Origin of the sequence: Zoogloea sp., from assembly GCF_030157465.1 — a bacterium.
Classification (GTDB): Bacteria; Pseudomonadota; Gammaproteobacteria; order Burkholderiales; family Rhodocyclaceae; genus Zoogloea.
Genome location: NZ_JAOAUU010000128.1, coordinates 1 through 24,209 on the forward strand (window position 1 = coordinate 1; position 24,209 = coordinate 24,209).

Consider the following 24,209-nt stretch of genomic DNA (forward strand, 5'->3'; position numbering starts at 1 on the left):
ACTGGATTGTGATTCCAGTGGTCACCGGTTCGAACCCGGTATGTCGCCCCAACAAATACAAACCCCCGATTCTGAAAAGAGTCGGGGGTTTTTGTTTGTACGTCTTTTGTTTGTGTGTCTGTTCTGTGCAAGCCAGGCGGGAGGGTCGGCGGGGCTGCAGGGCCCCGCGTATTTGCTGCGGCTTACTTGGACCAGGGCGCGCACATCCAGGCAAACCATATCCTCGCGGCGTAGCTTGCCATTTCGAGGGGAAGTGACTGGGCTTTCATCAGATAGTCGGTTGTATCGATAACAGGTTTTGTCGTCAGCATTTGTTTGTCTCCACAAAGGAGTCCCGTGAAATAGCAGATTTTTACGGGATCAAGCATGCGCTTGAGGTCGGGTTTATGCCAGCGCTGTAGGCGGTTTCCCCACATATATGATGCGTCGCCCATGAAAAATTCCCTGAAACTCGGCAGTTTCAGGGAATTTTTCATGGGCGACGGTGTGTGTCGGCGAGATTTTTTGAGCCGACCTTACATCTTGCACCCACGTGCCGGGTCGGCCAGGCCCTTGGCGGCGATTTCGACGAAGGCGTTGTCGCGCCCGGATGCCTTGCGCAGGTACATGTCCTGCACGGGGTTGTGGGCCCGGGAGAGGACGAAGGGGCCGCGGGGGCTGTCGATGCGGGCGCTTTCCATGGCCTTGATCAGTTCGGGGCGCTTGGTGGTATCGCCTTTCACCGCCTTGAGTCCGGCGCCGAGGAGCTGGGCGCTGTCGTAGCCCTGCACCGCGTAGACATCGGGCTGGCTTTTGTAGGTTTTGGCGTAGGTGCTGCGGAAGGCGTCGTTCCTGGCGCCTTTCAGGCCGTCGGCGTAGTGCAGGGTGGTGAAGAGGCCCTGGCCGGCTTCGCCCATCGCATCGAGATTGCCTTCGGTGAGAAAGCCCGAGCTGTAGAGCGGGATGGTCTTGTTGAGGCCCGAGGCGACGTAGTCCTTGACGAACTTGGTGGCGCCTGCGCCGGCAAAGAAGACGAACACCGCGTCGGGCTTGAGCGAGGCGATTTCCGCGAGGAAGGGCTGGAATTCGACGTTGGGGAAGGGCAGGGTCATTTCTTTGGCGATAGTCCCGCCACCCTTTTCGAAGGCTTCCTTGAAGCCGTTCACCGCCTGCAGGCCGGCCGCGTATTTCCAGGCGAGGGTGACGACCTTCTTGTGGCCCTTTTCGGCTGCGACCTTGCCCATCGGGTAGGCGGTTTGCCAGTTGGAATACGACACCCGAAAGATGTTCGGTGCGCACAGCGGGCCGGTGAGTTCGTCGGCGCCGGCGTTGGGGACGATCATCAGGGTGTTGTTTTCGCGGGCGGCCTTGGCCATGGCCATCACCACGCCGGAGTGCACCGTGCCCACCAGCACGTCGACCTTGTCGCGCTTGATGAGTTTGTTGGCGTTTTCGGTGGCCTTGGCCGGGTCGGATTCGTCATCGACCATGTAGTACTCGATCGTGCGGTCGCCGAGCTTGCCGCCGTTTTCGGCGACGTATTGCTTGAATCCGTTGGTGATCGAGTTGCCGAGGGAGGCGAAGGTGCCGGTAGCCGGCAGCATGAGGCCGACCTTGAGGGGGGCCTGCTGTGCCAGGACTACCGGAGCGAAGGCCATGACGGCGGTGGCCAGCAGGGTGTTCCGCAGGCGGCTGGGGCTGTGGCGCGGGGCGCGGCGGGTGATGGGTTTCATGGTGTCTCCTCGTTTTTATCGCGTGGCAAACCCGGTGCTTTGCACCGGCCTGGCCACGGCTCCTTGCTCGGGTTGGGGTGGCGCTCAGACGTGGTAGAAATCGAGTACCGAGTTGATCTTGTCGTTGAGCACCAGCACGTGCTTGCGCGTGATGGCCCAGCTCGTGCCGGCGGGCTTCAGGCGGTAGCTGACTTCACCGAAAAAATACTCGGCCAGGCCGAAGCGGTAGTAATGGGTCACCCATTTGGCCTTCACTTCCAGTTCCGAATCGGCCAGCTCTTCGACGCGCACGTTGTTGATGAGGTGCAGGGTGCGCGGCATCGGCGTGCAGGCGGCCGACTTGCCGGTGCGGATGCGGAAGACGCGATCCTCCAGCCCGGCCCGGGCGGAGTAATACACCATCGACATCTCGCGCTTCGGGTCGGTGGTGTACACATGCTCGGAATCCCACTGGGGAATATGGAACTCGGCGTTCTCGTCGAAGAGTGCGAGGTATGCGTCCCAGTCCTGCCGGTCGCACAGCTCGGCCTTGCGGTAGAGGAATTGTTCGACGCTGGTTTGAAGCTCACGCATCACTGTGCTCCTTGTTCGTTGTGCGGGGCGTTTTCCTGCCCTTTGAGCCCCTTCAGCAGAAAGCCCTGCCAGGCGCCGTGTTGATTGACGTACAGCCCTTCCTGGGTGATCTCGGTGCCGGTGAGCACGGGCCGGATGCCGAGGGTTTCGGCGTTCGGGGTGCTGCCGGTGGCCCAGTTTTCAGCGCCGCGGGAGATGTCGTTCCACTTTTCGAGACGGGCTTCGAAGCCGCGCTGGGCTTCCTTGAACTCGACCAGGTCGTCGGGCGTGCCGAGGCCGGAGACGTTGAAGAAATCCTCGAACTGGCGGATGCGGTTCTCGCGGTCGGCGTCCGATTCGCCCTTCACCCCGAGGCACTGGCTGGTCACTTCGGTCTTGTTCCAGGCCACCGGGCGGATGATCCGCAGCTGGGAGCTGATCTGGTCCATGAAGAACAGGCTCGGGTAGATGTTGAGGTTGCGCAGGCGGTGCATCATCCACTCGGCCTTCTTTTCGCCGTATTCCTCGACGAGGCGCGGCATGATTGTGGCGTAGCCGGGGCGAACCTGCGGGTTGGGCATTTCGCTGAACAGCACGCTGTGGCCATTGCGGAACGAGAACCAGCCGTCGTCGGTGTTCTTGTCGCCGGCGCCGAGCTTGCGGTAATCCAGGGTTCCGGGGCCGGTGATGCCCTTCTGGGTGTTGATCTCCTGGCGCTGCACCACGGTTGCCACGTAGTTGTAGTGCACGGTGCTCACGTGATAGCCGTCGAGGCCGTTTTCGTTTTGCAGCTTCCAGTTGCCGTCGAAGCTGTAGCTGGACTTGCCGGGCAGCACTTCGAGTTCGCCGGTGGGCGACTGGGCCACCATCAGGTCGAGGAAAACCTTGGCGTCACCAAGGAAATCCTCCAGCGATTCGGTGCCGGTGGTGTCGAGATTGATGAACACGAAGCCCTTGTAGCTGGCGATGCGCGCCTTCTTGAGGTTGCGCGACGACAGGTCGAAATCGTCCGGGTACTGGTCGGCGGCCTTGACCTTCAACAGCTTGCCGTCGGCGCGGAAAGTCCAGGCGTGAAACGAGCAGGTGAAGGTGGACTGGCGGCCCTTGGCGAGGCGGGTGAGGGTGACGCCGCGGTGCTGGCAGGCATTGACCAGGGCGTTGAGTTCGTTGTTGGCGTCGCGGGTGATGATCATCGGCTGGCGGCCGGCGCGCATGGTGATGAAATCGCCCGATTTGGCGATTTCGCTTTCGTGGCAGGCGTAGATCCAGTTTTTCTCGAAGATGTGTTCCATCTCCAGGTCAAACAGTTGCGGTTCGGTGAACATGTCCCGGGCCACCCGGTAGACACCGTCCTGCGGACGGAAGTCGAGGCAGTCCGAGACAAACTCCTGCCACTGGGCGGGTGTTCTCGCGGTGTTCATGGTGTGTCCTCTCGTTGGTATGGTTTGAGCGCTCATTAAAAGGCCGACGAGAGGCGCTGAATATCCGGCCGTGAGGCGATGTGTGTCCGCTTTTTTTGGTCGCTGCGCTGCGACTTGACAGGTGGCCATGTCGTCAACAACACTGAAAATTGAATGGTTCTCAGTATTAGCGTGAGAGGCGGGCGTCGCGGCGGCCCCGGGCCAAGCGCGCCACCCCAGCAAAGAGAGTGAGACATCGAGATGCAAACAGATGCCCCGCGTGTCGAGCGCGATCTCGACGCGGTTCACACCGATCAGGAAGGTGCGCGCTCCTGGATGGCCGGCGTGTGCGGCCCCCACGAACTCAAGGTGCATTCGAGCCGGGCGCTGGGGTTTCGGCACTCGGGCACGGTGCTCAAATCCATGGCCACCACGCTGGGTTACGTGGAATACGGCGTCGATGTGTCGGTGCGCGTGCACAACTCCGACCCGCTCAACTGTTTCAGCGTGAGCCTGCCGGTGGTGGGCGAGCAGGAGCTGACCCTGGAGGGCGGACGCATCCGCTCCGACCGGGACATGGGCACCATCCTGCTGCCGAGCGCGCCGCAGGAACTCGTCATTGCCGGCAATTGCCGCAAGATCCTGGTGGCCATCACCAAGCCGGCGATTGCTGGCGTGCTGGGCGATCTGCTTCAGCGCAAGCTTGATAAGCCGGTGGTTTTCCAGCCGGGCATCGATGCCGCCAATGGCGATACGGCCTCGTGGTGGCGGATGGTCAAGTACCTGCTCACCGAGACGGAAAACGGCGGCTCGCTGTATCGGGATTCACTGTTTACCAGCGACATCGAGACGGCGCTGATCAAGGGCCTGCTGCTGGCCCAGCCCCACAATTATTCGGACGAGCTGAAGGCCGCGCGGGCGGCCAAGCTGCCCCATTACCTGCTGCGGGCGAAGGAGTTCATCCTGGAAACGGCGCGTGACGAGGTGTGCCTCGAAGACGTGGAGCGGGTTTCGGGCGTGTCGCGCTTCAAGCTCTATGAGGGCTTCAAGCAGCATTTCGGCATGTCGCCGCTGGCTTTTCGCAAGAAATACCGGCTCGAGGAAGTGCGCCGCAACATTTTGCGCAGCGGTTCACGTTCGAGCATTTCGGGCATTGCGATGGACTGGGGGTTCACGCACCTCGGGCGCTTTTCCATCGAATATAAAAAGCAGTTCAACGAGCTGCCTTCCGAAACCCTGAAGCGCTGCCGGCAGAACCCCTGAGCGCGTTCAGGCGGTCTGCCGGTTTTGGGCGCAATCAGGCGCTGGCTGCAAATTTTTCGTAGTGAAAGCTGGCTGCCTGAATGTTTCTGTCGCGCAGAAACTGCGTCACCGCCTCGACCATCGGCGGCGGGCCGCACAGGTAGATATCCACTTCGCCGTCGTTCAATTGCGAGGCCTCGATGTGCTGGGTCACGTAGCCTTTGCGGGGCTGGGTGCTGCTGGCGTCCACCACGCAGGCGGCAAAGCTGAAGTTCGGCAACAGGCGTGAAAATTCGTTGAGCCTCTCCGTTTCCACCAGATCGGCATCGCTATTCACGCCGTAAAGAAGGTGAATCGGCTGCGGGCTGCCGCCGCTCGCGACGATCTTGTCCAGCATCGCCAGGAAGGGCGCAAGGCCCGTTCCGCCGGCGAGCATCAGCACCGGGCGCTGGATGTCGCGCAAATAGAAACTTCCGAAGGGGCCGTTGAGGGTGATGGCGTCGCCCGGTCGCGCCCTGTCCTTCAAATAGCGGCTCATCAGGCCGCCGGGAACATTCCGGATCAGGAATGACACCTGGCCGTTACTGACGCCGGAGCTGAAGGAGTACGCCCGCTGCAGCCCCGTTTCGGGCACCTCGATGTTGGCGTACTGGCCGGGCAGAAAGCCGAGTTTGGCGAGGGCTTCGCCTTGCAGCACAAGTGAAAAGCTGCTCTCCGACAGGCGCTTCACGTCCTCGATCCGGGCAAGGTAGCTGGCCTGGCGAATGTTGCAAACGGAGGCGCTGGCGGGAATTCGCAGCACGCAGTCGCTCCTGGGGCGCATCTGGCAGGTGAGTACAAAGCCTTCGGCGGCCTCGGTGCTGCTTAGGGCGTCGTCCACGTAATCGCCCAATTCATATTCGCCCGATTCGGCAAAGCATTTGCACGCGCCGCAGGCTCCGTCCCGGCAGTCGATGGGGATGTTGATGCCCTGGCGGTAGGCCGCATCGACGACCGTTTCGGTCGGCTTGCAGGTGACGAAGCGGGTCACGCCGTCTTCAAAATTCAGGGCGACGGTGTAGGTCATTGTGTCTTCTCCATTGGGTTTTTCCGGCTTGGGTGACGGGCGTCCGTGCCTGCCTTTCGGTGTTGCCAAGAATAGGCAGCGGCCGGTGCCGGGAATATCCGCTTTTGTCTGCATCGATATCCGTTTCGTGACGGTCGGCGGTTTTTTGAGAAGCGGATAGCGATCCGCACGAAAGCGGATATTGCGGCGGGCGGCAGGCCTCTAGTCTTTGGCTGGTGCAGCGCAAATGCACGCCGCCCCCGAACCCGGGGCAACGGAAATAAGCATCCGGCAGCGCGTTCTGTCCGGAGCGAAATCAGGCCCACAACAATGAGGAGACACCAATGTCAATGACAGGCAGGGCAGGGCGCGTCAGGCGCCGCCCGGAACAGGAGGCTTGAATGGACGCGGCCTCGATACTTATCCAGATGCTCAATTCGCTGCAGTACGGCTTGCTCCTTTTTCTGGTGGCAAGCGGGCTGACGCTGGTTTTCGGCATCATGGGCATCATCAATCTGGCGCATGGCAGTTTCTACATGATCGGCGCCTACCTGGCCTTTGCCATCAGTAGCGCCACGGGCAGCCTGTTCATGGCGATCCTGCTGGGGATTCCGCTGGCGCTGGCTTTTGGCGCGTTTCTGGAATGGGCGCTGTTTTCCCATCTATACAAGCGCGACCACCTGGAGCAGGTGCTGCTGACCTACGGGCTGATCCTGATTTTCGAGGAGGTGCGCAGCCTGCTGCTGGGCGACGAGGTGCACGGGGTGGAGATTCCAGCCATCTTCAGCGCGTCGATTCCGCTCAGTGACGTGCTCAGCTATCCGGTTTACCGGCTGGTGATATCGGTGGTGTGCATCGTGCTGGTGGTGGCGCTTTACTACCTCATCCAGCGCACCCGGCTGGGCATGATGATCCGCGCCGGCAACCACGACCGGACGATGGTCGAGGCGCTCGGGATCAACATCAACGTGATCTACCGCTTCGTGTTTGCCCTCGGGGTGGCGCTGGCCGCGCTGGCCGGCATGCTGGCGGCACCGATCTCGTCGGTGTTTCCCAACATGGGCAGTCACGTGCTGATCATCTCCTTCGTGATCGTCGTGATCGGCGGCATCGGCTCGGTGTCGGGCGCCTTGCTGGCGGCGCTGATCGTCGGTTTTGCCGACACCTTCGGCAAGGTGCTGATCCCCGAGTACTCCGGCATGGTGGTTTATCTCGTCATGGCGGTGGTGCTGCTGTGGCGCCCCGAAGGCATTTTCAAGAAAGGTTGAGACCATGAACACGACTGTTTCCATGGCCTTCAAGCTGGCCGTCTTTGCCTCGCTTGCGGCGGTGCCGCTGCTGGGCGAATCCTTTTACACCGAGCTGCTGGCCAAAACCCTGGTGCTGGCGATCTTCGCGATGAGCCTCGATTTGCTGGTGGGCTTTACCGGGCTGGTGAGCTTTGGGCACGCGGCTTATTTCGGGGTGGCGGCCTATGCGGCAGCCCTCTTGAGCCCGGAGTACGAGGCGGCCAACCTGTGGCTGGTGTTCCCCGCAGCGGTGGGGGCGGCCATGCTGGTGGCCTTTGTCGTCGGGTTGTTCGTGCTGCGCACCAAGGGCATCTATTTCATCATGGTGACCCTGGCCTTTGCGCAGCTGGCCTACTTCGTATTCCACGATACGGCGCTGGGCGGCGGCTCCGACGGCATCTACGTCAACGTCAAGCCGAGTGCGGAGCTGGCCGGCTTTCAGCCCTTCAACCTCGACAACCCGGAACACCTTTACTACTTCGTGCTGGCGATGCTGGTGCTGGTCTATGTGTTTCTGGCGCGGATTCTCCAGTCGCCCTTTGGCCGGGTGCTGGTGGGCATCAAGAGCAACGAGCACCGCATGCAGTCGCTGGGCTACATCACCTTTCGCTACAAGCTGGCGGCCTTTGCGCTGGCGGGCGGGTTGGCCGGGGTGGCGGGGTTTCTCTACGCGGTGTTGTTCGGCTTCGTGACGCCGGAACTGCTGTCGTGGCACCACTCGGGCAATGTCCTGCTCACCGTGATCCTGGGCGGCATGGGCAATCTGCTGGGGGCAGTGGCCGGGGCATTTGCCTTTACCGCGATGCAGGAGGTGTTCGGTAGCTGGACCAAGCACTGGCAATTGTTGATGGGCTGCGTGATCGTCGCGGCCGTCCTCTTCCTGCCCGGTGGCCTGTCGGCCATTCCGGGCCGCATCAAACGCACGCTGCAGGGGGACTCCACCCATGACTGACGCAAGCCGCAACGAGGCCCTGCTGGTGGCCGACAAGATCACCCGCCGCTTTGGCGGACTGGTGGCCAACCAGGACGTGGCGCTGACCCTAGAACGGGGCAAGCTGCATGCGCTGCTCGGGCCCAACGGGGCCGGCAAGTCGACCTGCATCAACATGCTGTCGGGTGACTTGCCGCCCAGCGACGGGCGCATCCTATACCAGGGCCGCGACATCACCGGCCTCTCCGCCGCCGAGCGTTCGCGGGTGGGCATCGGGCGCAGCTACCAGCGCACCAACATCTTTCCGAAGTTCACGGTGCTCGAGAACGTGCGCCTCGCCGCGCAATCCCGGCGCCAGCAGCCGTGGCGCATTTTCAGCCAGGCGATGAAGCTGCAATGGTCCATCGACAAGGCCATGGCCTGCATCGCGGAGGCCGGCCTGGCCGGCAATGAAGGGCGCCTTGCCGGGGTGATGAGCCACGGTGCGCAGCGCCAGCTCGAAATTGCCATGGTGCTGGCCACCGACGCCCAGGTGCTGCTGCTCGACGAGCCGCTGGCGGGCATGGGTTCGGAGGAGTCGGCAAAGGTGGTGGAGGTGCTCAAGCGCCTGCGCGAGACGCGCGCGATCCTGCTGGTCGAGCACGACATGGACGCGGTTTTTGCGGTGGCCGACACCATCACCGTGATGGTCAACGGGCAGGTTCTGGAATCCGGCCCGCCCGCGCAGATCAAGGCCAGCGTGGCCGTTCAGGAAGCCTATCTGGGTCAGGAGGACAGTTTTCATGTCTAGCATGCTGCTCGAAGCCAAGGAGCTTCATACCTATTACGGTGCCAGCCACATCTTGCATGGCATCGACTTTCACATCCGGCAGGGCGAGGGCATTGCGCTGATGGGGCGCAATGGCATGGGCAAGTCGACGCTCATCAAGAGCATGCTCGGCATCGTGCGGCCGCGTCACGGCCAGGTGCTGGTGCGCGGCGACGATTTCACCCGCGAGCGCACCTTCCGCATCGCCCGTCGCGGCATTGCCTACGTGCCGGAAGGGCGCGGCATCTTTCCCAACCTGTCGGTGCGCGAAAACCTCCAGATGTCGGCCCGCGCCGGCCTCGACGGCCAGTGCAACTGGACGTTCGAGCGGGTGATGGAAACCTTTCCGCGGCTGGGCGAACGCATCAACAACGGCGGCTGGCAGTTGTCGGGCGGCGAGCAGCAGATGCTCACCATCGGCCGCGCGCTGATGACCAACCCCGATCTGCTGATCCTCGACGAAGCCACCGAAGGCCTCGCGCCGCTGATCGCGATGGAGATCTGGCGCATCGTGAAGGAGATCCGCAAGACGGGTATCGCCACCGTCATCGTCGACAAGAACCACGGCGCCGTCACCTCGATCTGCGACCGGGCGATGATTCTTGTAAAGGGCGAGGTGGTTTTCTCGGGCACCAGCGACGCCATCCGGGCCGAACCCGAATTGATCCAGAAACACCTGGGCGTTTGAGCCCGCCCCGCGGAGAAATGACATGAACAAGTCCATCGAACTGATTCACGACGAGCACCGGGCACTGGCGGCCATGCTGAGCGCCTTCCGCTCACTGGCCGGAGAAATCCGGGCCGGGCGCCAGCAACCCGATTTCGGGCTGTTTGAATTGATGCTGCGCTACATCGAAAAACTGCCCGAAAAGGTGCATCACCCCAAGGAGAACGAGTTTCTGTTCAAAAAGCTGCGTGCGCGCTGCGCCGAAGCCGTGCCGGTCATCGAGCAACTGGAGGACGAGCACCGCCAGGGCGAACACCGCATCGCCGCGCTGCGGGCTGCGCTGGCGGCTTACCAGGAGTCCGGCGCGGCCGGCTTCGAGCCGTTTTACGCGGTGCTCGCCAGCTACATCGACAGCGAGTGGCGGCACATGAACACCGAGGAAAAGCAGGTTTTTCCCCTTGCCGAAGCCCATCTCAGCGCCGAGGACTGGGCTGAAATCGAAGCGGCCTTTTCGGCCAACGACAACCCGTGGCACGGGGCGGCCGGCGAGTATGCGGGGCTGTTCTCGCGGATCGTCAATACGGCCCCGGCGCCGGTCGGGCTGGGGGCGCCGCTGAAATAGCGCGCGGCCCCGGGGGGGGGTGTCCTCGCATTTTTTCCGGCTTCGGCCTAGTCTTTGCTCATCTGAAGGCTTGGCAGACGGAGCAGGAAACCATGAAGCACGGCGGGTTTGTCTTGGGGGCGCTTCTGCTGGTGGCGGGCCATGGGGCGCCGGCATGGGCGGTGAATAAATGTGTGGGCGCCGACGGCAAGGTGACCTACACCGATTCGCCCTGCGCGCCCGACAGCCGGGTGATGCGGGTCGATACGCCGCCCTTGCCGACGCCTGCCGAGCAGGCCGAGGCGCGGGCGCGGGGCGAAGAGCTGGTGCGCGACGCGCAGGCGCTGGAGGCCCGGCAGGCGGCGGATGCCCTCGCCCGACGGCGCGAGCACGACGCCCGGCAGGCTGCCGAACAGGCGGCGCAGCAGCGTCAGGCGCAACAGGATGCCGCACGCGATGAGGCCGAGCGGCGCCGGGCGATGTATCCGCTGCCGCTGGTCGTATCGCCTGCGCCGCGTTACCTGCCGCCGCTTGTGCCGGTGGCGCCGCCCAAGCCCAGGGCGGCCGAGCGGGAGCGCCCGGCGCCGATGCGCTCGTTTCCCTTCCCTTAGCCCTTAGCTCTAAGCCTTTAGCGGGAAGGTTTGAGCGCCCGCACTGCCAGCGGCAGTTTGGTGGTGTCGTCGCCAAGGATCAGCAGGCGAACCGGATGGTCGCCATGCCGGGCCGCGTGATCCAGCGCAGCCATGACGCGCGCGGCAAGGCCGGAGGCGGGATTGTCCAGAACGATCAGCGTCGGGCGGCGCGGCACCCAGCGGGCGAGCGCGGCGAGGCGGGTTTCGTCCACGTCGGCCAGCCAGGCGTCGTCCCAGGGCTCATCGGCGCGACGGGGCAAAAACCACAGCACCGGGCGCAACTGCACGCCGATTCGGTAGGCCATGCCGCCAAGGCGGCTGCGCTCGTCGAGCTGGTGATAGCCGGCCAGGCGATAGCCGAAGTGGCGCACCGCGCTGGCGGTACACGCCGGTGCCCGGGCGCAGCTCAGGGGAACAGGTGCTGCCGGGTGGGCCCAGGGCAGTGCCGTAGCGCCGTTGCCCGCGCCGTCGGCCAGCCAGGCGGCGAGCTGCAGCTTGAGGCTTTCGTCGCCGGGGTTGGCGTGGGGGGCTTCGGTGATGGGCGCCAGTGCGGCCTCGTCGTAGCGCTGGCGCAGCCGCCACAGGCGCGGCGACAGGGCCAGCAGCACTGCTGCGATCAACTGGGCAGTCAGCACGCGAAGCGGCTCCGCAGTTCGGTGAGGTTCAGCTCTTCAAGGATTTTCTCGAGGCGTTCCATCGCGTTCTTGCGGGGTGCGTCGGTGCGTCGGGCGATGATCAGCTCGTTTTTCATCGAGTGCTCCCAGCCGACCAGTTCGGTGACCGTGAGCTGGTAGCCGTGGGCTTCGAGCTGCAGGCAGCGCAGCACGTTGGTGAGCTGGCTGCCGAACTCGCGGGTGTGAATCGGGTGGCGCCAGATCTCGGAAAGCGGCGTCAGGCCAAAGCTGGCATTCTTGTTTTTGCGCAGCACGCTGGCGACTTCGGCCTGGCAGCAGGGCACCAGCACCACGAAGCGGGCCTGCTTGGCGAGCGCAAACCGGATCGCGTCGTCGGTGGCGGTGTTGCAGGCGTGGAGCGCGGTGACCACGGCGATCCTGTCGGGGAGTTCGGCCGAGCCGGTGGATTCCTCGACGCTCACGTCGAGAAATTTCATGCGCGGAAAATCCAGCCGGGCAGCCAGCTCGCGGGAGTGGGCGACCAGCTCCTTGCGCGTTTCGATGCCGTAAACCGTGCCGGCTTCCTTCGACTTGAGAAACAGGTCGTAGAGGATGAAGCCGAGATAGGACTTGCCCGCGCCATGGTCGGCGAGGGTGAGGTCTCCGGTGCCTGCCAGCACCTCGGCCAGCAGCGGCTCGATGAACTGGTAGAGGTGGTAGACCTGCTTGAGCTTGCGCCGGCTGTCCTGGTTGAGCTGGCCCTCGCGGGTGAGGATGTGCAGCTCCTTGAGCAGTTCGATCGACTGGCCGGGGCGGATATCCGGATGAACGGCGGGCTTGGCGTCCGCCGCCGGAGCGGGTTTGGCGGGCTTACTCTTCGCCATGTTTTTTCGGGCGGGTCATGCCGAGGGCCAGCCAGCCGGCCAGGCCGAGTTTCTTCATGGTTTCGATGTTGCGCTCGAAGATCATTTCCGCTTCGGGGAAGGCTTCCACGGCCCTGTCGAGGCTCTCTTCGCGGATCAGGTGCAGCGTGGGGAAGGGCGCGCGGTTGGTGTAGTTGGTGATGTCGTCCGGCTCGGTGTCGGCAAACTGGAATTCGGGGTGGAAGCTGGCGATCTGGATCACGCCGTCCAGTTCGTGTTCGACCACGGCTTCGTCGGCAATCTGGTGCACGTCGTTGAAGTCGAGGAAGTCGGGAAACAGGGTCGGGTGGATCAGCAGCGTGGTGTCGGTGGTTTCGGGGTCGATCCCGGCGAGGTAGTCCAGCTCACGGTCCAGGTCTTCGAGGAAGCCATCGATGTGGCGGGCGTCGCTGACGACGATGCGCACCTGGTTCTTCACGTAAACCGACTTGGCAAACGGGCACAGGTTGAGGCCGATGACGGCCTTTTCGATCCACTCGCGGGTGGCGGCGATGACTTCTTCGTGGTTCATGGTGCAGGGCTTTCGGGGATTTCCTTCGAGGGTTGCCATTTTGCCCTGATAATGGCGGGCTTTGATTGATTGAACCTAGAAACGGTAGCTGACCGCTTTCGTCCATTCCAGAAGAACGCATGAACACACGCATTTTTCCTTCCTTCGGCGCTCACCCATCGGGTGAATACGCTACGCGCCCGCTGGCACCTCCGGCCGGGCGCCTGACTTTGTCGCTCCGCCTTGCAGGCATGAGCCTGCCGCGTTGTCGCTTCGCGCCAGTCACCCGCCCGAATGCACCATCGGGCGCGTCCAACTACCGTTTCTAGGTTCAACGCACGCCCATGTCCATCCAGTGGTTTCCCGGTCACATGACTTCCGCCCGCAAGAAGGCGGCGGAGAGCATGGAGCGGATAGATGTTGTCATCGAGGTGCTCGACGCGCGCCTGCCCGAGGCGAGCAGCAACCCGATGATCCGCGAGCTGCGCGTTCATCGGCAGCGCGCCTGCCTCAAAATTCTCAACAAGGCCGACCTCGCCGATCCGGTCGTCACGGCCCGCTGGCTGGCCTACTACAACGCCCAGAAAGGTGTGACGGCGGTGGCGCTGTCGTGCAAGAAGCCGGGCGACGTGGCCAAGGTGGTCGGCCTGTGCCGTCCGCTGGCGCCGCACCGCAACGACCGCCTCAAGCCGCTGCGCATGATGATCATGGGCATCCCCAACGTGGGTAAATCCACGCTGATGAATGCGCTGCTGAAAAAGCGTGTGGCCAAGGTGGGCGACGAGCCGGCGGTGACCAAGAGCCAGCAGGTGCTCGACCTCTCGCCCACGGCCACGCTGATCGACACGCCGGGCATGATGTGGCCAAAGATCGAGCACGATTCCGACGGCTTCATGCTGGCGGCCAGCCACGCCATCGGCCGCAACGCGGTGATCGACGAGCAGGTGGCGAACTTCCTGGGCGATGTGCTGCTGGAGCGCTACCCGGCGCTGGTGGCGGCGCGCTACAAGACTTCTGTCGACGGGCTGGACGGCCCGGCGCTCGTCGAAACCATCGCCAGACGGCGCGGTTGCTTGCTCAAGGGCGGCGGGCTGGACATCGAAAAGGCGTCGTTGATCCTGCTGCAGGATTACCGCGACGGCGCCCTGGGGCGGGTGAGCCTGGAGTCGCCGGAATCCCGCAAGCGGATGATGGAGGCACACGCCGAGGCGGTGGCGGCGAAGGCGGCAGCCAAGGCCGCAGGCGAAGTGGATTCGGCAGCGCCGGATCCGGTGGACGACTGAGGCCGCCTTCAGGCTGATTCGGGGGATTCCCGTTCAGCCTGACCGCCGCAGCCCGCGGGGCCTTAAACCCTCAGCAGCAGCACCTTCAGCGGCGGGTTCCCGTCCAGGGTCGGAAAATCCTCTTCCGGCATGATCCATTCCATTTCCCGAACCGTGCGCCCGGCTTTCTCCGCGCTGCGCACGATCTGGTCTGCCCAGGCCTGGCGTTCCACGTCGGCCACGTTGTTGCAGCAGATCAGCGTTCCGCCTTCATGCGTGCACAGCAGGGCCGGCTTGAGCAGGGCCGAGTAGTCGTTGACCAGGTCGACCACGCCGAACGGGCTCTTGGAATAGCGGGGCGGGTCCATGAAGACCAGGTCGAAGCGGTGCTTGGCGAGTTCGGGGAACGGAGGCATGCGCTTGCCGCGTACCATCTTGGCCTGGCCGATGCCGGCGAGCTGGCGCATGGCGGCAAAGGCGTCGCTCTTCACGAAGCGCGGGCGAACCGGCAGGTCGTTGAGCTTGGCGTTGTCGCGGCCGACGGTGAGGCTAGATTCGGCGAAATCCACGTTCACCACGTGGCGTGCGCCGGCCTTGGCAGCCGCGATGCCGACGCCGCAGGTGTAGGCAAAAACGTTGAGCACCGACTTGCCTTCGGCTTCGGCCATGACGCGGCGGCGGGCGGCGCGCAGGTCGAGGAAGAGCCACGGATCCTGGCCGTCGTGGCGGGCCTGCACCCAGTACTTGACGCCGAGTTCGGAGAATTCGCGGCGGGTGGTGGCGAGTTCCTTGCGGTCGGGCGGAACGGCGTTGGCAATCCGCGAGTTGGCCGGGCTGCGGTCGTTGTAGATGAGTTCGCTGCCCGGAAAGGCCGCCGCGTAAAAGGCTTCGACTTCGGCCAGCTGGGATGCCGGCAGGGTGTCGTGGAAGCTTTGCACGAGGATCAGCTTGCCGTAGTGATCGACGGTGAGGCCGGGGCGGCCTTCGACCGTGCCGTGGAAGAGTCGGTAGGCGTTGGTCTGTTCGGCTTCGAGGCGGGCGATGAGTTCGCGACGGGCTTCGAGGGCGCGTTCGAGGGAGGGGGACAGTACGGTGTCGGACATGGGAGCTACCGGGTGCGGGGCGATGGGTGTGAGGCCGGACTTTACAGGCCGAAGAACTCGCGGATTTTTTTGCCGAGGGCGCTGGCGTCGGAGCGCACGTTGTTGCGCTGATCGTTGTTGCCGTCGGCGTGGCCCTGTTCAAGTGCAGCAAAGCGGCTGCGACGTTGTTCGAGGATGACGGAGATGCCTTCGGCCAGCTCCGGGCGGGCGCGAAGGATGTGTTCGAGGCTGTCCTTGTCGAGGCGGTAGGCTTCGACGTCGGTGATGGCGACGACGGTCGAGCGGCGCGGGGCGCCGGTCATGAGCCCGAGTTCGCCGAAGATGTTGCCCGGGCCGCGGGTGTCGATGAGGCGCTGGGGGCCGCCATCGGGCGGCGTCCACCAGGCTTCGGCTTCGCCGCTGGCGATGATGTAGAGCCAGTGGGCGATGTCGCCCTGGCGAAAGAGCACGTCGCCCTTGGCGAAGGGGGCGTTGATGAGGCGGCGGGCGAGATCCTGCTGTTCGGCTTCGGAGAGGCGCGAGAACAGGTCGATGCGGCTGATGGCGCCGACGCGGCGGTTGAGCTCGCGGGTGCGCACTTCTTCGCGGTGGGCCTTGTTTTCCTGGACCAGATGGATGGTCTGGTCGCCGACGGCGAGGCGGATACCCTCGCGTTGCAGCGCGGCCAGCACGTGGTGGCGCACGTCGGAGTCGGTCACGTCGTCCGGGCCGGGGTCGATGAGCCAGTAGCGCAGCGTGTAGCGGGCGTAGCCGTCGCCGAATTCCATCAGCAGGCACTGGGGGGCGGGTGTGAGGCTTACGTTGGGGATGCGGGCCGTTTGAATATCGTGGATGACGGCCGTGGACACCCGCGCCGGCGGCACCGAGAGGTCGACGTTGAAGTCGATGAGCCGGCGCTGCTGGGGAACGTCCTGGCGCTTGTTGCAGATGACCGCGTAGCGGTTTTTCATCAGGTGGCTGTTGGGAATGACGACCCGTTCGCCGTTGCGGGTGACGATGGCGGTGTAGCGCCACTGGATGTCGCTGACCCGCCCGGAAACGTCGCCCATCTTGATCCAGTCGCCGATTTCGAGGGAGTTGTCCATTTGCAGCGCGAGCCCGCCGAGCAGGTTGCCCAGGGTGTCCTGCATCGAGATGGCGACCACCGCGGTGAGGACGGCGGAGGTGGCGAACAGGTGGCTGAACTCGACGCCGGCGAGGTTGAGGCGCAGGAAGGCCCAGGCGATGTAGCCGATGATGACGAGGATGTCGGCGAGGATGCCCGAGATGTACACGCGCACGCGCGGCAGCAACACGTTGAAGAAGGCCAGGCCCAGGTAGCGGATCACCGCCAGGCCTTCGCCGAACACCGACATTTCGCGCAGCCAGCTGATGGCGGCCGGTTGCAGGTAGCCGCTGAGCAGACCGGCGGTGAGATCGCCCGCCAGGCAGACCAGGAAGAAAACGCCGGTGTTCATCAACGAGCGGCGCCAGGCAAAGAGGGGCCGGAAGATGAGCAGCGCCGAGGCGATCATCGCCAGGATGGCGAAGGGGGCTTCGGCGCTGAGATAGGAAAGGGGCATGGCGACGACGGGGCCGGCGGAAATCTACAGCACCGCGCGCAGGCGGGCGGCCATGTCGTCGAGGGCTTCGCGGCCGGGCGAGCTGGCCGGCCAGAAGGGCAGCAGCTTGTCGTTGGTGTAGCGCGGCAGCACGTGGATGTGGAAGTGGAAGACGGTTTGTCCGCCGGCTACTTCGTTGGCCTGGAAGAGCGTGACGCCATCGCAGCCGGTGGCTGCCTTCACGGCCTTGGCAACCCTGGCCGTGGTCTGGAAGACGGCGGCGGCGAGGGTGTCGTCGAGATCGAGGATGTTGGCCACGTGGGGCTTGACGATCACCAGCGCGTGGCCGGGGTGGGCCGCCACGATGTTGAGGAAGGCGAGGGTGTGCTCGTCTTCGTGGATTTTTGAGGCGGGCAGCTCGCCGCGCACGATGCGGCAAAAAATACAGTCGTCCATCGGTGTCTCCTTTGTGGTTTTTTTATCAGGCTGGCCGCGCGGCCAGCGCCTGGCGCAGGTTGCGTTCGGTTTGCCAGTTGCGCCGTTCGGGGTCGGAGCCCGCGTAGCGGCGGCTTTCATCCGGGCTCTGGGCGTGAAAGCTTTCGACGGTGCGCTGCAGGATTTCGTGGTGGGGCAGCATCGGGCCGAAGAACAGCACGCTGTCGTGGCGCTGGATCAGCAGGGTCGGGAAGTTTTCCACGTCGTAGTCGTCGAGGATGTCGGCATCGTCTTCCACGTCCAGCCACAGGAAACGCGCATTGGGGAAGCGTTCGGCCAGCGCCTGGAAGCCTTCCCGGTAGTCGCGGCAGGTGCCGCACCAGGCGGCGCAGAGGCAGGCGACGAGAAATTCGGGCTGGTCGGGGCTCATGGGGCGGCGGTGTCGTCGGGCGGGGTGTCGGGCGCTGCGGCGGGCATCTCGAGGGCGATCCACTTGAGCCAGTGTCCGCAGGCGTTGCGCGGGCCGCAGCGGCTGCTGCCGTGCCAGCCGCCGTCGTTGCAGGTGCCGCGGTCATTGTGTTCGAGGTAGTCGACGTTGTCCGGCTCGGCACCGACACTGCGCTCGCCGCCCCAGTGCTGGCAGCTCAGGCAGCGTTTGCGGTCGGCGGACTGGGTGGCCATGGGGGCTGGTTTCAGGGCTTGGCTGCCGGGGTGGCGAGGTTGGCCTGGGCCTTGAGCGGCGCGCGCAGGGCTTCGAAGCGGGCCGGGGCGACGTACTGCAGAAGCTCCTTGCCCTTGCTGTCGAGCACGAGGTCGAGGCCGCGGGCCGGGTAGAGCAGGTGCTCGACGTGCTCATTCACGCGGATGCGTTCGGCGGGCTGGCCAAAACGCTGGATGACGATGTCCTCGTCGAGCTGGGCGGCGGGAATGAAGCTGAGGGCGCGGATCGGGGCTGCCAGCGCAGCGGCGAAGTCGGAGTCGGCAAGCCGGGCCTTGCGGGTGGTGCTTTGCATGTACTCGGTTTTGGGCGAGCGCTCGCGCATGGCGTCGATGACGGCGGGCGGCAGGTCGGCGGTGACGATCAGCCGGCCGGCGACGAAGCCGGCGGTGACGTTTTCGTAATAGCCTTCGACGTTGCCGCTTTCGTTGGGCTCGGCGACCACGGCCAGCGGCATCTCGTCGCCGAAGCGCTTGCGGGCATCGGCGAGGGTGCTGTGCCCGAGGGTCAGGTCGAAGACCCTGGATTCACCGCCGGGCAGGGTTTCGATCTGCCAGGGCAGGCCGGTGGTGGGGACGGCCTGCGGGGTGTGACGGCTGAATTGCCAGACGGCCGGCCCGACAAGGATGGCCAGGGCCAGCACAATGATTGCGATCGCGATTTTCATCTGTGATTAATGCGGCGGGTGAAAGCCGTCCGGGACTTTGGCGTGAAACTGGATTGGCACGGCGGGCATGGCGAGCACCGAGTTGCGGATGCGGCCGACGACGTGCATTTCGCAGCGTTTGCAGTCGAAGCGCAGGGTGAGTTTTTCCTTGCCGTTGATGAGCGTCATCGGGTCGGGCTTGATGCCTTTCACTTCCTTGGGGCACAGGTTGAAGCTGTAGCGCAGGCAGTGCTTGGTGATCATCAGCGAGGCGTCGTCGAGCATCTCGTTGGCCTCGTAGGCGGCCTCGATGAGCTGCACGCCGTGGCGCTGGTAAAAGGCGCGGGCGCGGTCGTTGAGCACGTTGGCGAGGTAGGAGAGTTCGGTTTCCGGGTAGGGCACCGGCGGCTCGACGGCGGCGCGGCGGGGCAGGCGCGGCAGCGTGGCGAGGCGCGCGGCTTCGAGCTTTTCGGCCGCGTCGCGGCGCAGGGCGTTGAGGCTGGAGGCGGGCAGAAACCACGCCGCGCTGATGTCCAGATCCACCTTGCGGGCACTGAAGATCGTGGTGCCGAGCTTGGCTACGCCTTCTTTCAGGCCGGCCAGCGCGCGTTCGGAATCCTTGGCGGGCTCTTTGGCGTGGGGCAGTTCGGCGGTGGCGGCAACGCCGGTTTCGTCGGTGAGCGTGAGCGCGAAGCCGGCGGGCGTCTCAGTGAGCGAAATATCCACGGCGATGCGGCGTTCGGCGGATTTCTTTTCGAGGATGCGCTCGAATTCCTGGTCGCGGTTGCGAAACAGGCCGCTGCCGGGGAAGAGGTCGGCCGGCAGGGTTTCGGCGGTGTGAATGCGGAAATCCTCGCCGATCTTTTCGGCGCGGTTCACGCGCAGACCGACGAGTTCGCCCTTGCGGTCGTAAAAGGTGAGGCCGTCGCCGTTATGCAGCTCGACCGCGCTGGTGGTGTCGAAGAATCGGCGCTGCTTGCCGTCCACCCGGATCACGCTGCCCACCGGTTCGCCCACGAACTTGGGCGAATCGAAGGCGCCGATGTCGGCCGTGCGGCCGTTCACAAAGTAATCGGTGGCGCCCCGGTTGAAGGTTTTTTCGGCAACCGGGTTGAACAGGAAGGTGCTGCGCCCGGCCGAGGTGCGGGAATATTCGGGCGCATCTTCCATGATGCCGTCGAGCAGCTGGCGGTAATGGGCGGTGATGTTCTTGACGTAGGCCATGTCCTTGTAGCGGCCTTCGATCTTGAAGCTGGAAATGCCGGCGTCGGCCAGTGCGCGCAGGTTGGCGCTCTGGTTGTTGTCCTTCATCGACAGCAAATGCTGGTTGCTGGCGACGAGGTTGCCGTCTTTGTCTGCGAGGTCGTAGGGCAGGCGGCAGGCCTGGGAGCATTCGCCGCGGTTGGCGCTGCGCCCGGTGTGGGCGTGGCTGATGTAGCACTGGCCGCTGAAGGCGACGCACAGCGCGCCATGCACAAAGAATTCGAGCGCGCAGTCGGTGGCGGCGGCCACCTTGCGGATTTCGGTGAGGGTCATCTCCCGCGCCAGCACGATCTGCGAGAAGCCCACGTCCTGCAGGAAGCGGGCTTTTTCGGGGTGGCGGATGTCGGTTTGCGTGCTGGCGTGGAGCTGGATCGGCGGCAGGTCGAGTTCGAGGATGCCCATGTCCTGCACGATCAGCGCGTCGGCGCCGGCTTCGTGGAGCTGGTGGATGAGTGCGCTGGCGCTGTCCACTTCCGCGTCGTGGAGGATGGTGTTGCAGGTGACAAACACCCGCGCGCCAAAGCGGTGGGCGTGGCGGGTGAGGCGCTCGATGTCGGCGACGGTGTTCTCGGCGTTGGCTCGCGCTCCGAAGGCCGGGCCGCCGATGTAGATGGCGTCGGCGCCGTGGTTGATCGCCTCGATGCCGATATCGGCGTTTTTGGCCGGGGCGAGGAGTTCGAGCTGCTTGCGGGTGTGGATCATGCCGGTACTCTCCAGGGGGTGCCCAGTGGCGGGCAGGCTGCTCGGTCGGCAGCTTGTCTAACCTGCCATTATCCCCCGGCAAGCCGGGGGCGTCGAGGGACGTGCGTGGGGGTCAGTTCTGCTTCACGGGCCCGGCGGCCTGCTGACGCGCGTCCCGGCGCAGGGAGAGCACGATGGCGCTGGCGATGATCAGCGCGACCACGCCCAAGGAGACCGGCACCGGGATCGGGTAGATGTCGATCAGCAGCATCTTGGTGCCGATGAAGACCAGCACCAGCGCCAGGCCGTACTTGAGCAGCGAGAAGCGGTCGGCCATGCCGGCCAGCATGAAGTACATCGCCCGGAGGCCGAGGATCGCGAAGATGTTGGAGGTGAGCACGATGAAGGGGTCGGTGGTGATCGCGAAGATCGCCGGGATCGAATCCACCGCGAAGACCACGTCGCTGAGTTCCACCAGCACCAGCACCAGGAACAGCGGCGTGACATGGCGCACCGCCTTGCCGGCCGTTTCGAGGGTAACGAAGAAGCGCTCGCCGTGAAGCTGATCGCTCACCTTCATGTGATTGCGGATCCAGCGGATGACCGGGTTTGTGGCCAGGTCGGGCGTTTGTTCGGCGAACCACCACATCTTGATGCCGGTGATGAGCAGGAAGGCGCCAAACACGTACAGCAGCCAGTGAAACTGGGTGATCAGCCACACGCCGGCGAAGATCATCACGGTGCGCAGCACGATGGCGCCGAGCACGCCATACACCAGCACGCGCTTTTGCAGTTCGAGGGGAATTGCGAAATAGCTGAACAGCATCAGCCACACAAAGACGTTATCCACCGCGAGGGATTTCTCGATCAGGTAGCCGGTGAGAAATTCCAGCGCCTTGGTGTTGGCGATCTCGCGCCCCATCGCGGCGTCGAGGTAGAACCACAGCGCCGCCGCAAAACCGAGCGAAACGCCCACCCATACGGCCGACCAGCCCGCCGCCTCGCGAAAGCTCACCTTGTGTGACTTGCCGCCGCCGGTTGCAAACAGGTCGACCGCGAGCATCGCCAGAACGATGGCCAGGAAGCCCGCCCACATCCACCAGGTACCGATTGTTTCCATTGAAGAGTCCTCCTTGTCGGAACAGCTTTCCGTTTCGCGCTGCCGGGGCAGCAAACGAAACGGCCCTTATCCTGCGAGGACAGAGGGCCGCCTTTCCGAATAAGGGAACCTCTGCCATCGCGGCAAAGGTCTTGCTCGCAGCCGCATGGTGACGACTGCCCGGGGCACCGGGAAAAGCTGGACAAACCAACTTTTCCGAACTGACGATGCCGCGGCGAAGAGCTACTCCCCCTTGGGACGCTTGAAGATTAGTTGCCCGTCAGCCTCGGGTCAAGGACTATCGGCCGGGCGTGCGTGCTTTGGTGCGCTGCGCCTTGCCCGGCGGCGCGGAGCGGGCTAAGGTCCGGGCGCGTGCGCAAGCCTGCGCCTGTCCGCCCGCCGCAAAGCACGTCCCGGCGGGCCTTTGTGTCGATTTCGATGTGGTTTTCGTCCTCCTTTACGCCCCCTCTTCGCCATGAAATTTTCCCGTGTTTTCCTGAACCGTCTGCAAAACCAGCCGGACGCCCGCGATACGGTTGTCGTCATCGACGTGCTGCGCTCCTTCACGACCGCGGCGGTGGCGCTGGATCGCGGGGCGTCGGCGATCTATCCGGTGGAAGGGGTTTCCGCCGGCGTGGTGCTGGCCGGCACCCTTGTCGATGCGGTGTCGGTGGGCGCGATCGAAGGCGGCGACCCGGCGCCGGGTTTCGATTTCGGCAATTCGCCGTCGCGGCTGCTGGATGCCGATCTGGCCGGCAAGCCGGTCGTGATGAGTACGGCCGCGGGAGTGCGGGGGCTGCAGCGGTTTCGCCAGGCGCGCCAGCTGTACGCAACCAGCCTCGTGTGTGCCCGGGCAACCGCCGAGGCGATCCGTGCGGCCGGGGCGACGGAGGTGTGCTTCGTCATCACCGGTGAATGGGTCGATCGCGATGGTGACGAGGACATCGCATGTGCCGATTACATCGAAGCCCTGTTGCGCGGTGATCAGCCTGCGCCGGAAGGATTTGCGCGCCGGGTGCGGGATTCCGATTTCGGCCAGCGCTTTGCCGCCGGCACCTGGCCCAACCTGCCCAGCGCCGATCTCGAACTGGCCGCCCGGGTCGACCTTTTTGGATTCGCGATGCAGGTGCAGAGCGAAGGCGATCGCCTGGTGATTCGCTGAGGCCCGCTTCCGGACATCCGGGCCCGGATGCGTCGCAACGCTTGGCGCATGGCCCGCGGACTGGAACAATCCGCCCTTCGCAAACTTTCCCCGAGGGCCGTCATGGAATCCCGACTCACTGAAATCGAGATCAAGCTCGCCCTGACCGAAGACTTGGTCGATACCCTCAACCTGACGGTGCACCGCCAGCAGGAACAGATCGACGCATTGCAGCGCCAGCTTGTCCAGATCTACCAGCAGATGCAGGCTGCCGCGCCCTCAGCAGAAGCCCGTGATTTGCGGGATGAGATTCCGCCGCACTATTGAGCCGGTCCGGCAGCGATGCATCCGGCCGCGCCCTTTCTGAGCTGCCTATCCGGCAGTGAAGGACATCTACATCCTTGACTTCTCCTTCACTCATTTCTGAGCTGCCTATCCGGCAGTGAAGATGGGCAGCACAAGGCAGCACGCAGGCGTTCGTTTCTGAGCTGCCTATCCGGCAGTGAAGAACCAGGCCATCTTCGGCGCCCGCGCCCCGGCTTTCTGAGCTGCCTATCCGGCAGTGAAGGCCGAGGTCGGCGCCGGCCGGCTTGCCGATGATTTCTGAGCTGCCTATCCGGCAGTGAAGCGCCAAAGCCCTCAAGACCGGCAACAAGGACATTTCTGAGCTGCCTATCCGGCAGTGAAGCTGTGACACCAGTCGTCAGCCCCACCCATTACTTTCTGAGCTGCCTATCCGGCAGTGAAGTAGGGTGACGGATCGCATAAGCGTGCGTCCTTTTTCTGAGCTGCCTATCCGGCAGTGAAGTATCACCACCCAGCCTTTGTGCCGCAAGCGGGATTTCTGAGCTGCCTATCCGGCAGTGAAGGCGCTCATTGGTTTTGTCGTTGCGGCGTTCCATTTCTGAGCTGCCTATCCGGCAGTGAAGTCGACTGACGGTGGCGTGACGTTTGTCGACCATTTCTGAGCTGCCTATCCGGCAGTGAAGTTTTCTCCCAGTCAGTCGGGGCGCACCGCGTTTTTCTGAGCTGCCTATCCGGCAGTGAAGTGCGGCCGGCGCCGTGGGCGAAACCCCGGCAGTTTCTGAGCTGCCTATCCGGCAGTGAAGGCCGACACCGGAGCCCGCCGGGAAACGGACAATTTCTGAGCTGCCTATCCGGCAGTGAAGAGATCACAAGCGGCGCGACGCTTGCGATTCCGTTTCTGAGCTGCCTATCCGGCAGTGAAGGAAACGTCATGCGGTATCTAGTTACTGCGCTGTTTCTGAGCTGCCTATCCGGCAGTGAAGACATTGGACTCTTCGGATTTTCAACGCAAAACTTTCTGAGCTGCCTATCCGGCAGTGAAGCGCGTGTCGATGTGGCGCACGACTGCTTTAACTTTCTGAGCTGCCTATCCGGCAGTGAAGTCCTG

General features: G+C 64.1%; 26 protein-coding genes and 1 CRISPR repeat array. Of the genes, 10 read left to right on the top strand and 16 right to left on the bottom strand.

From position 1 onward, the window contains the following. Positions 1–182 precede the first annotated feature (182 nt). From Q1W26_RS14810 to antA, 4 genes are all read right to left on the bottom strand, one after another. Positions 183–476, bottom strand: coding sequence for a hypothetical protein (locus Q1W26_RS14810; protein ID WP_300441757.1), 294 nt, complete (start codon positions 474–476; stop codon positions 183–185). Positions 477–515: 39 nt separating this feature from the next. Continuing rightward, on the bottom strand, positions 516–1,637 hold the full coding sequence (locus Q1W26_RS14815) for an ABC transporter substrate-binding protein (RefSeq protein WP_300441860.1): 1,122 nt from the start codon (positions 1,635–1,637) through the stop codon (positions 516–518). A gap of 159 nt (positions 1,638–1,796) precedes the next feature. Beyond that, positions 1,797–2,285, bottom strand: coding sequence for an anthranilate 1,2-dioxygenase small subunit (antB, locus tag Q1W26_RS14820; protein ID WP_300441760.1), 489 nt, complete (start codon positions 2,283–2,285; stop codon positions 1,797–1,799). After that, on the bottom strand, positions 2,285–3,685 hold the full coding sequence (gene antA / locus Q1W26_RS14825) for an anthranilate 1,2-dioxygenase large subunit (RefSeq protein ID WP_300441763.1): 1,401 nt from the start codon (positions 3,683–3,685) through the stop codon (positions 2,285–2,287). Before antA ends, antB begins: the two co-directional genes overlap by 1 nt. A gap of 240 nt (positions 3,686–3,925) precedes the next feature. Between antA and Q1W26_RS14830 the strand changes: the two genes are divergently transcribed. Continuing rightward, positions 3,926–4,927, top strand: a complete 1,002-nt coding sequence (locus Q1W26_RS14830; RefSeq protein ID WP_300441766.1) for an AraC family transcriptional regulator — start codon at positions 3,926–3,928, stop codon at positions 4,925–4,927. 34 nt (positions 4,928–4,961) lie between these two features. On the opposite strand, the gene benC is transcribed toward Q1W26_RS14830, so the two are convergent. Continuing rightward, positions 4,962–5,972: a benzoate 1,2-dioxygenase electron transfer component BenC gene (gene benC / locus Q1W26_RS14835; protein WP_300441769.1), complete on the bottom strand. Its 1,011-nt coding sequence runs from the start codon at positions 5,970–5,972 to the stop codon at positions 4,962–4,964. A 380-nt stretch (positions 5,973–6,352) separates the two neighbouring features. On the opposite strand from benC, the gene Q1W26_RS14840 reads away from it, so the two are divergent. The 6 genes from Q1W26_RS14840 (at position 6,353) to Q1W26_RS14865 (ending at position 10,858) form a co-directional block, all read left to right on the top strand. Next, positions 6,353–7,219: a branched-chain amino acid ABC transporter permease gene (locus Q1W26_RS14840; RefSeq protein ID WP_300441772.1), complete on the top strand. Its 867-nt coding sequence runs from the start codon at positions 6,353–6,355 to the stop codon at positions 7,217–7,219. 4 nt (positions 7,220–7,223) lie between these two features. Next, positions 7,224–8,192, top strand: coding sequence for a branched-chain amino acid ABC transporter permease (locus Q1W26_RS14845; protein ID WP_300441774.1), 969 nt, complete (start codon positions 7,224–7,226; stop codon positions 8,190–8,192). Continuing rightward, a complete protein-coding gene (locus tag Q1W26_RS14850; RefSeq protein ID WP_300441777.1) occupies positions 8,185–8,961 on the top strand; it encodes an ABC transporter ATP-binding protein in 777 nt (258 codons plus the stop codon). The genes Q1W26_RS14845 and Q1W26_RS14850 overlap by 8 nt, the downstream gene beginning before the upstream one ends. Then, positions 8,954–9,667 (top strand): ABC transporter ATP-binding protein, encoded by a 714-nt coding sequence (locus tag Q1W26_RS14855; protein ID WP_300441779.1) that lies wholly within the window; start codon positions 8,954–8,956, stop codon positions 9,665–9,667. The genes Q1W26_RS14850 and Q1W26_RS14855 overlap by 8 nt, the downstream gene beginning before the upstream one ends. 22 nt (positions 9,668–9,689) lie before the next feature. Continuing rightward, a complete protein-coding gene (locus Q1W26_RS14860) occupies positions 9,690–10,268 on the top strand; it encodes a hemerythrin domain-containing protein (protein WP_300441781.1) in 579 nt (192 codons plus the stop codon). A gap of 92 nt (positions 10,269–10,360) precedes the next feature. Next, positions 10,361–10,858, top strand: a complete 498-nt coding sequence (locus tag Q1W26_RS14865; RefSeq protein WP_300441784.1) for a DUF4124 domain-containing protein — start codon at positions 10,361–10,363, stop codon at positions 10,856–10,858. 17 nt (positions 10,859–10,875) lie between these two features. On the opposite strand, the gene Q1W26_RS14870 is transcribed toward Q1W26_RS14865, so the two are convergent. Genes Q1W26_RS14870 through Q1W26_RS14880 form a run of 3 tightly spaced genes read right to left on the bottom strand, consistent with a single transcriptional unit; the run spans position 10,876 to position 12,927 of the window. Beyond that, positions 10,876–11,514, bottom strand: a complete 639-nt coding sequence (locus tag Q1W26_RS14870) for a hypothetical protein (protein ID WP_300441787.1) — start codon at positions 11,512–11,514, stop codon at positions 10,876–10,878. Beyond that, on the bottom strand, positions 11,508–12,377 hold the full coding sequence (locus tag Q1W26_RS14875) for an SAM-dependent methyltransferase (protein ID WP_300441789.1): 870 nt from the start codon (positions 12,375–12,377) through the stop codon (positions 11,508–11,510). The genes Q1W26_RS14870 and Q1W26_RS14875 overlap by 7 nt, the downstream gene beginning before the upstream one ends. Then, positions 12,364–12,927: a DUF1415 domain-containing protein gene (locus tag Q1W26_RS14880; RefSeq protein ID WP_300441792.1), complete on the bottom strand. Its 564-nt coding sequence runs from the start codon at positions 12,925–12,927 to the stop codon at positions 12,364–12,366. The genes Q1W26_RS14875 and Q1W26_RS14880 overlap by 14 nt, the downstream gene beginning before the upstream one ends. A 323-nt stretch (positions 12,928–13,250) precedes the next feature. Here Q1W26_RS14880 and ylqF point away from each other — a divergent pair, with 323 nt between their 5' ends. After that, on the top strand, positions 13,251–14,189 hold the full coding sequence (gene ylqF, locus Q1W26_RS14885; protein WP_300441794.1) for a ribosome biogenesis GTPase YlqF: 939 nt from the start codon (positions 13,251–13,253) through the stop codon (positions 14,187–14,189). 62 nt (positions 14,190–14,251) lie between these two features. Here ylqF and Q1W26_RS14890 read toward each other — a convergent pair whose 3' ends face one another. The 8 genes from Q1W26_RS14890 to Q1W26_RS14925 all read right to left on the bottom strand — a co-directional run bounded on the left by Q1W26_RS14890 (position 14,252) and on the right by Q1W26_RS14925 (position 21,675). Further along, positions 14,252–15,271, bottom strand: a complete 1,020-nt coding sequence (locus tag Q1W26_RS14890) for a class I SAM-dependent methyltransferase (RefSeq protein WP_300441797.1) — start codon at positions 15,269–15,271, stop codon at positions 14,252–14,254. A gap of 41 nt (positions 15,272–15,312) precedes the next feature. Further along, positions 15,313–16,833, bottom strand: coding sequence for a mechanosensitive ion channel family protein (locus tag Q1W26_RS14895; protein WP_300441800.1), 1,521 nt, complete (start codon positions 16,831–16,833; stop codon positions 15,313–15,315). 24 nt (positions 16,834–16,857) lie between these two features. Further along, positions 16,858–17,268 (bottom strand): HIT family protein, encoded by a 411-nt coding sequence (locus Q1W26_RS14900; protein WP_300441803.1) that lies wholly within the window; start codon positions 17,266–17,268, stop codon positions 16,858–16,860. A gap of 25 nt (positions 17,269–17,293) precedes the next feature. After that, complete coding sequence (locus Q1W26_RS14905) at positions 17,294–17,677, bottom strand: thioredoxin family protein (protein WP_300441807.1); 384 nt, start codon at positions 17,675–17,677, stop codon at positions 17,294–17,296. Continuing rightward, the gene (locus Q1W26_RS14910) at positions 17,674–17,928 is read right to left on the bottom strand and encodes a hypothetical protein (RefSeq protein WP_300441810.1); all 255 of its coding nucleotides are present in this window, start codon (positions 17,926–17,928) and stop codon (positions 17,674–17,676) included. The genes Q1W26_RS14905 and Q1W26_RS14910 overlap by 4 nt, the downstream gene beginning before the upstream one ends. Positions 17,929–17,939: 11 nt before the next feature. Next, entirely contained in the window at positions 17,940–18,632 is a 693-nt protein-coding gene (locus Q1W26_RS14915) for a hypothetical protein (protein WP_300441811.1), read from the bottom strand. A 6-nt stretch (positions 18,633–18,638) separates the two neighbouring features. Then, positions 18,639–20,576: a U32 family peptidase gene (locus Q1W26_RS14920; protein ID WP_300441814.1), complete on the bottom strand. Its 1,938-nt coding sequence runs from the start codon at positions 20,574–20,576 to the stop codon at positions 18,639–18,641. 112 nt (positions 20,577–20,688) lie between these two features. Beyond that, a complete protein-coding gene (locus tag Q1W26_RS14925) occupies positions 20,689–21,675 on the bottom strand; it encodes a TerC family protein (RefSeq protein ID WP_300441816.1) in 987 nt (328 codons plus the stop codon). Between the two features lie 454 nt (positions 21,676–22,129). Here Q1W26_RS14925 and Q1W26_RS14930 point away from each other — a divergent pair, with 454 nt between their 5' ends. Both Q1W26_RS14930 and Q1W26_RS14935 read left to right on the top strand, forming a co-directional pair. Further along, positions 22,130–22,816: a 2-phosphosulfolactate phosphatase gene (locus tag Q1W26_RS14930; RefSeq protein ID WP_300441818.1), complete on the top strand. Its 687-nt coding sequence runs from the start codon at positions 22,130–22,132 to the stop codon at positions 22,814–22,816. Between the two features lie 102 nt (positions 22,817–22,918). After that, complete coding sequence (locus Q1W26_RS14935) at positions 22,919–23,122, top strand: SlyX family protein (protein ID WP_300441821.1); 204 nt, start codon at positions 22,919–22,921, stop codon at positions 23,120–23,122. 33 nt (positions 23,123–23,155) lie between these two features. Beyond that, positions 23,156–24,204: direct repeats of the CRISPR family, unit length 28 nt; unit sequence TTTCTGAGCTGCCTATCCGGCAGTGAAG. The last annotated feature ends 5 nt before the right edge of the window (positions 24,205–24,209 follow it).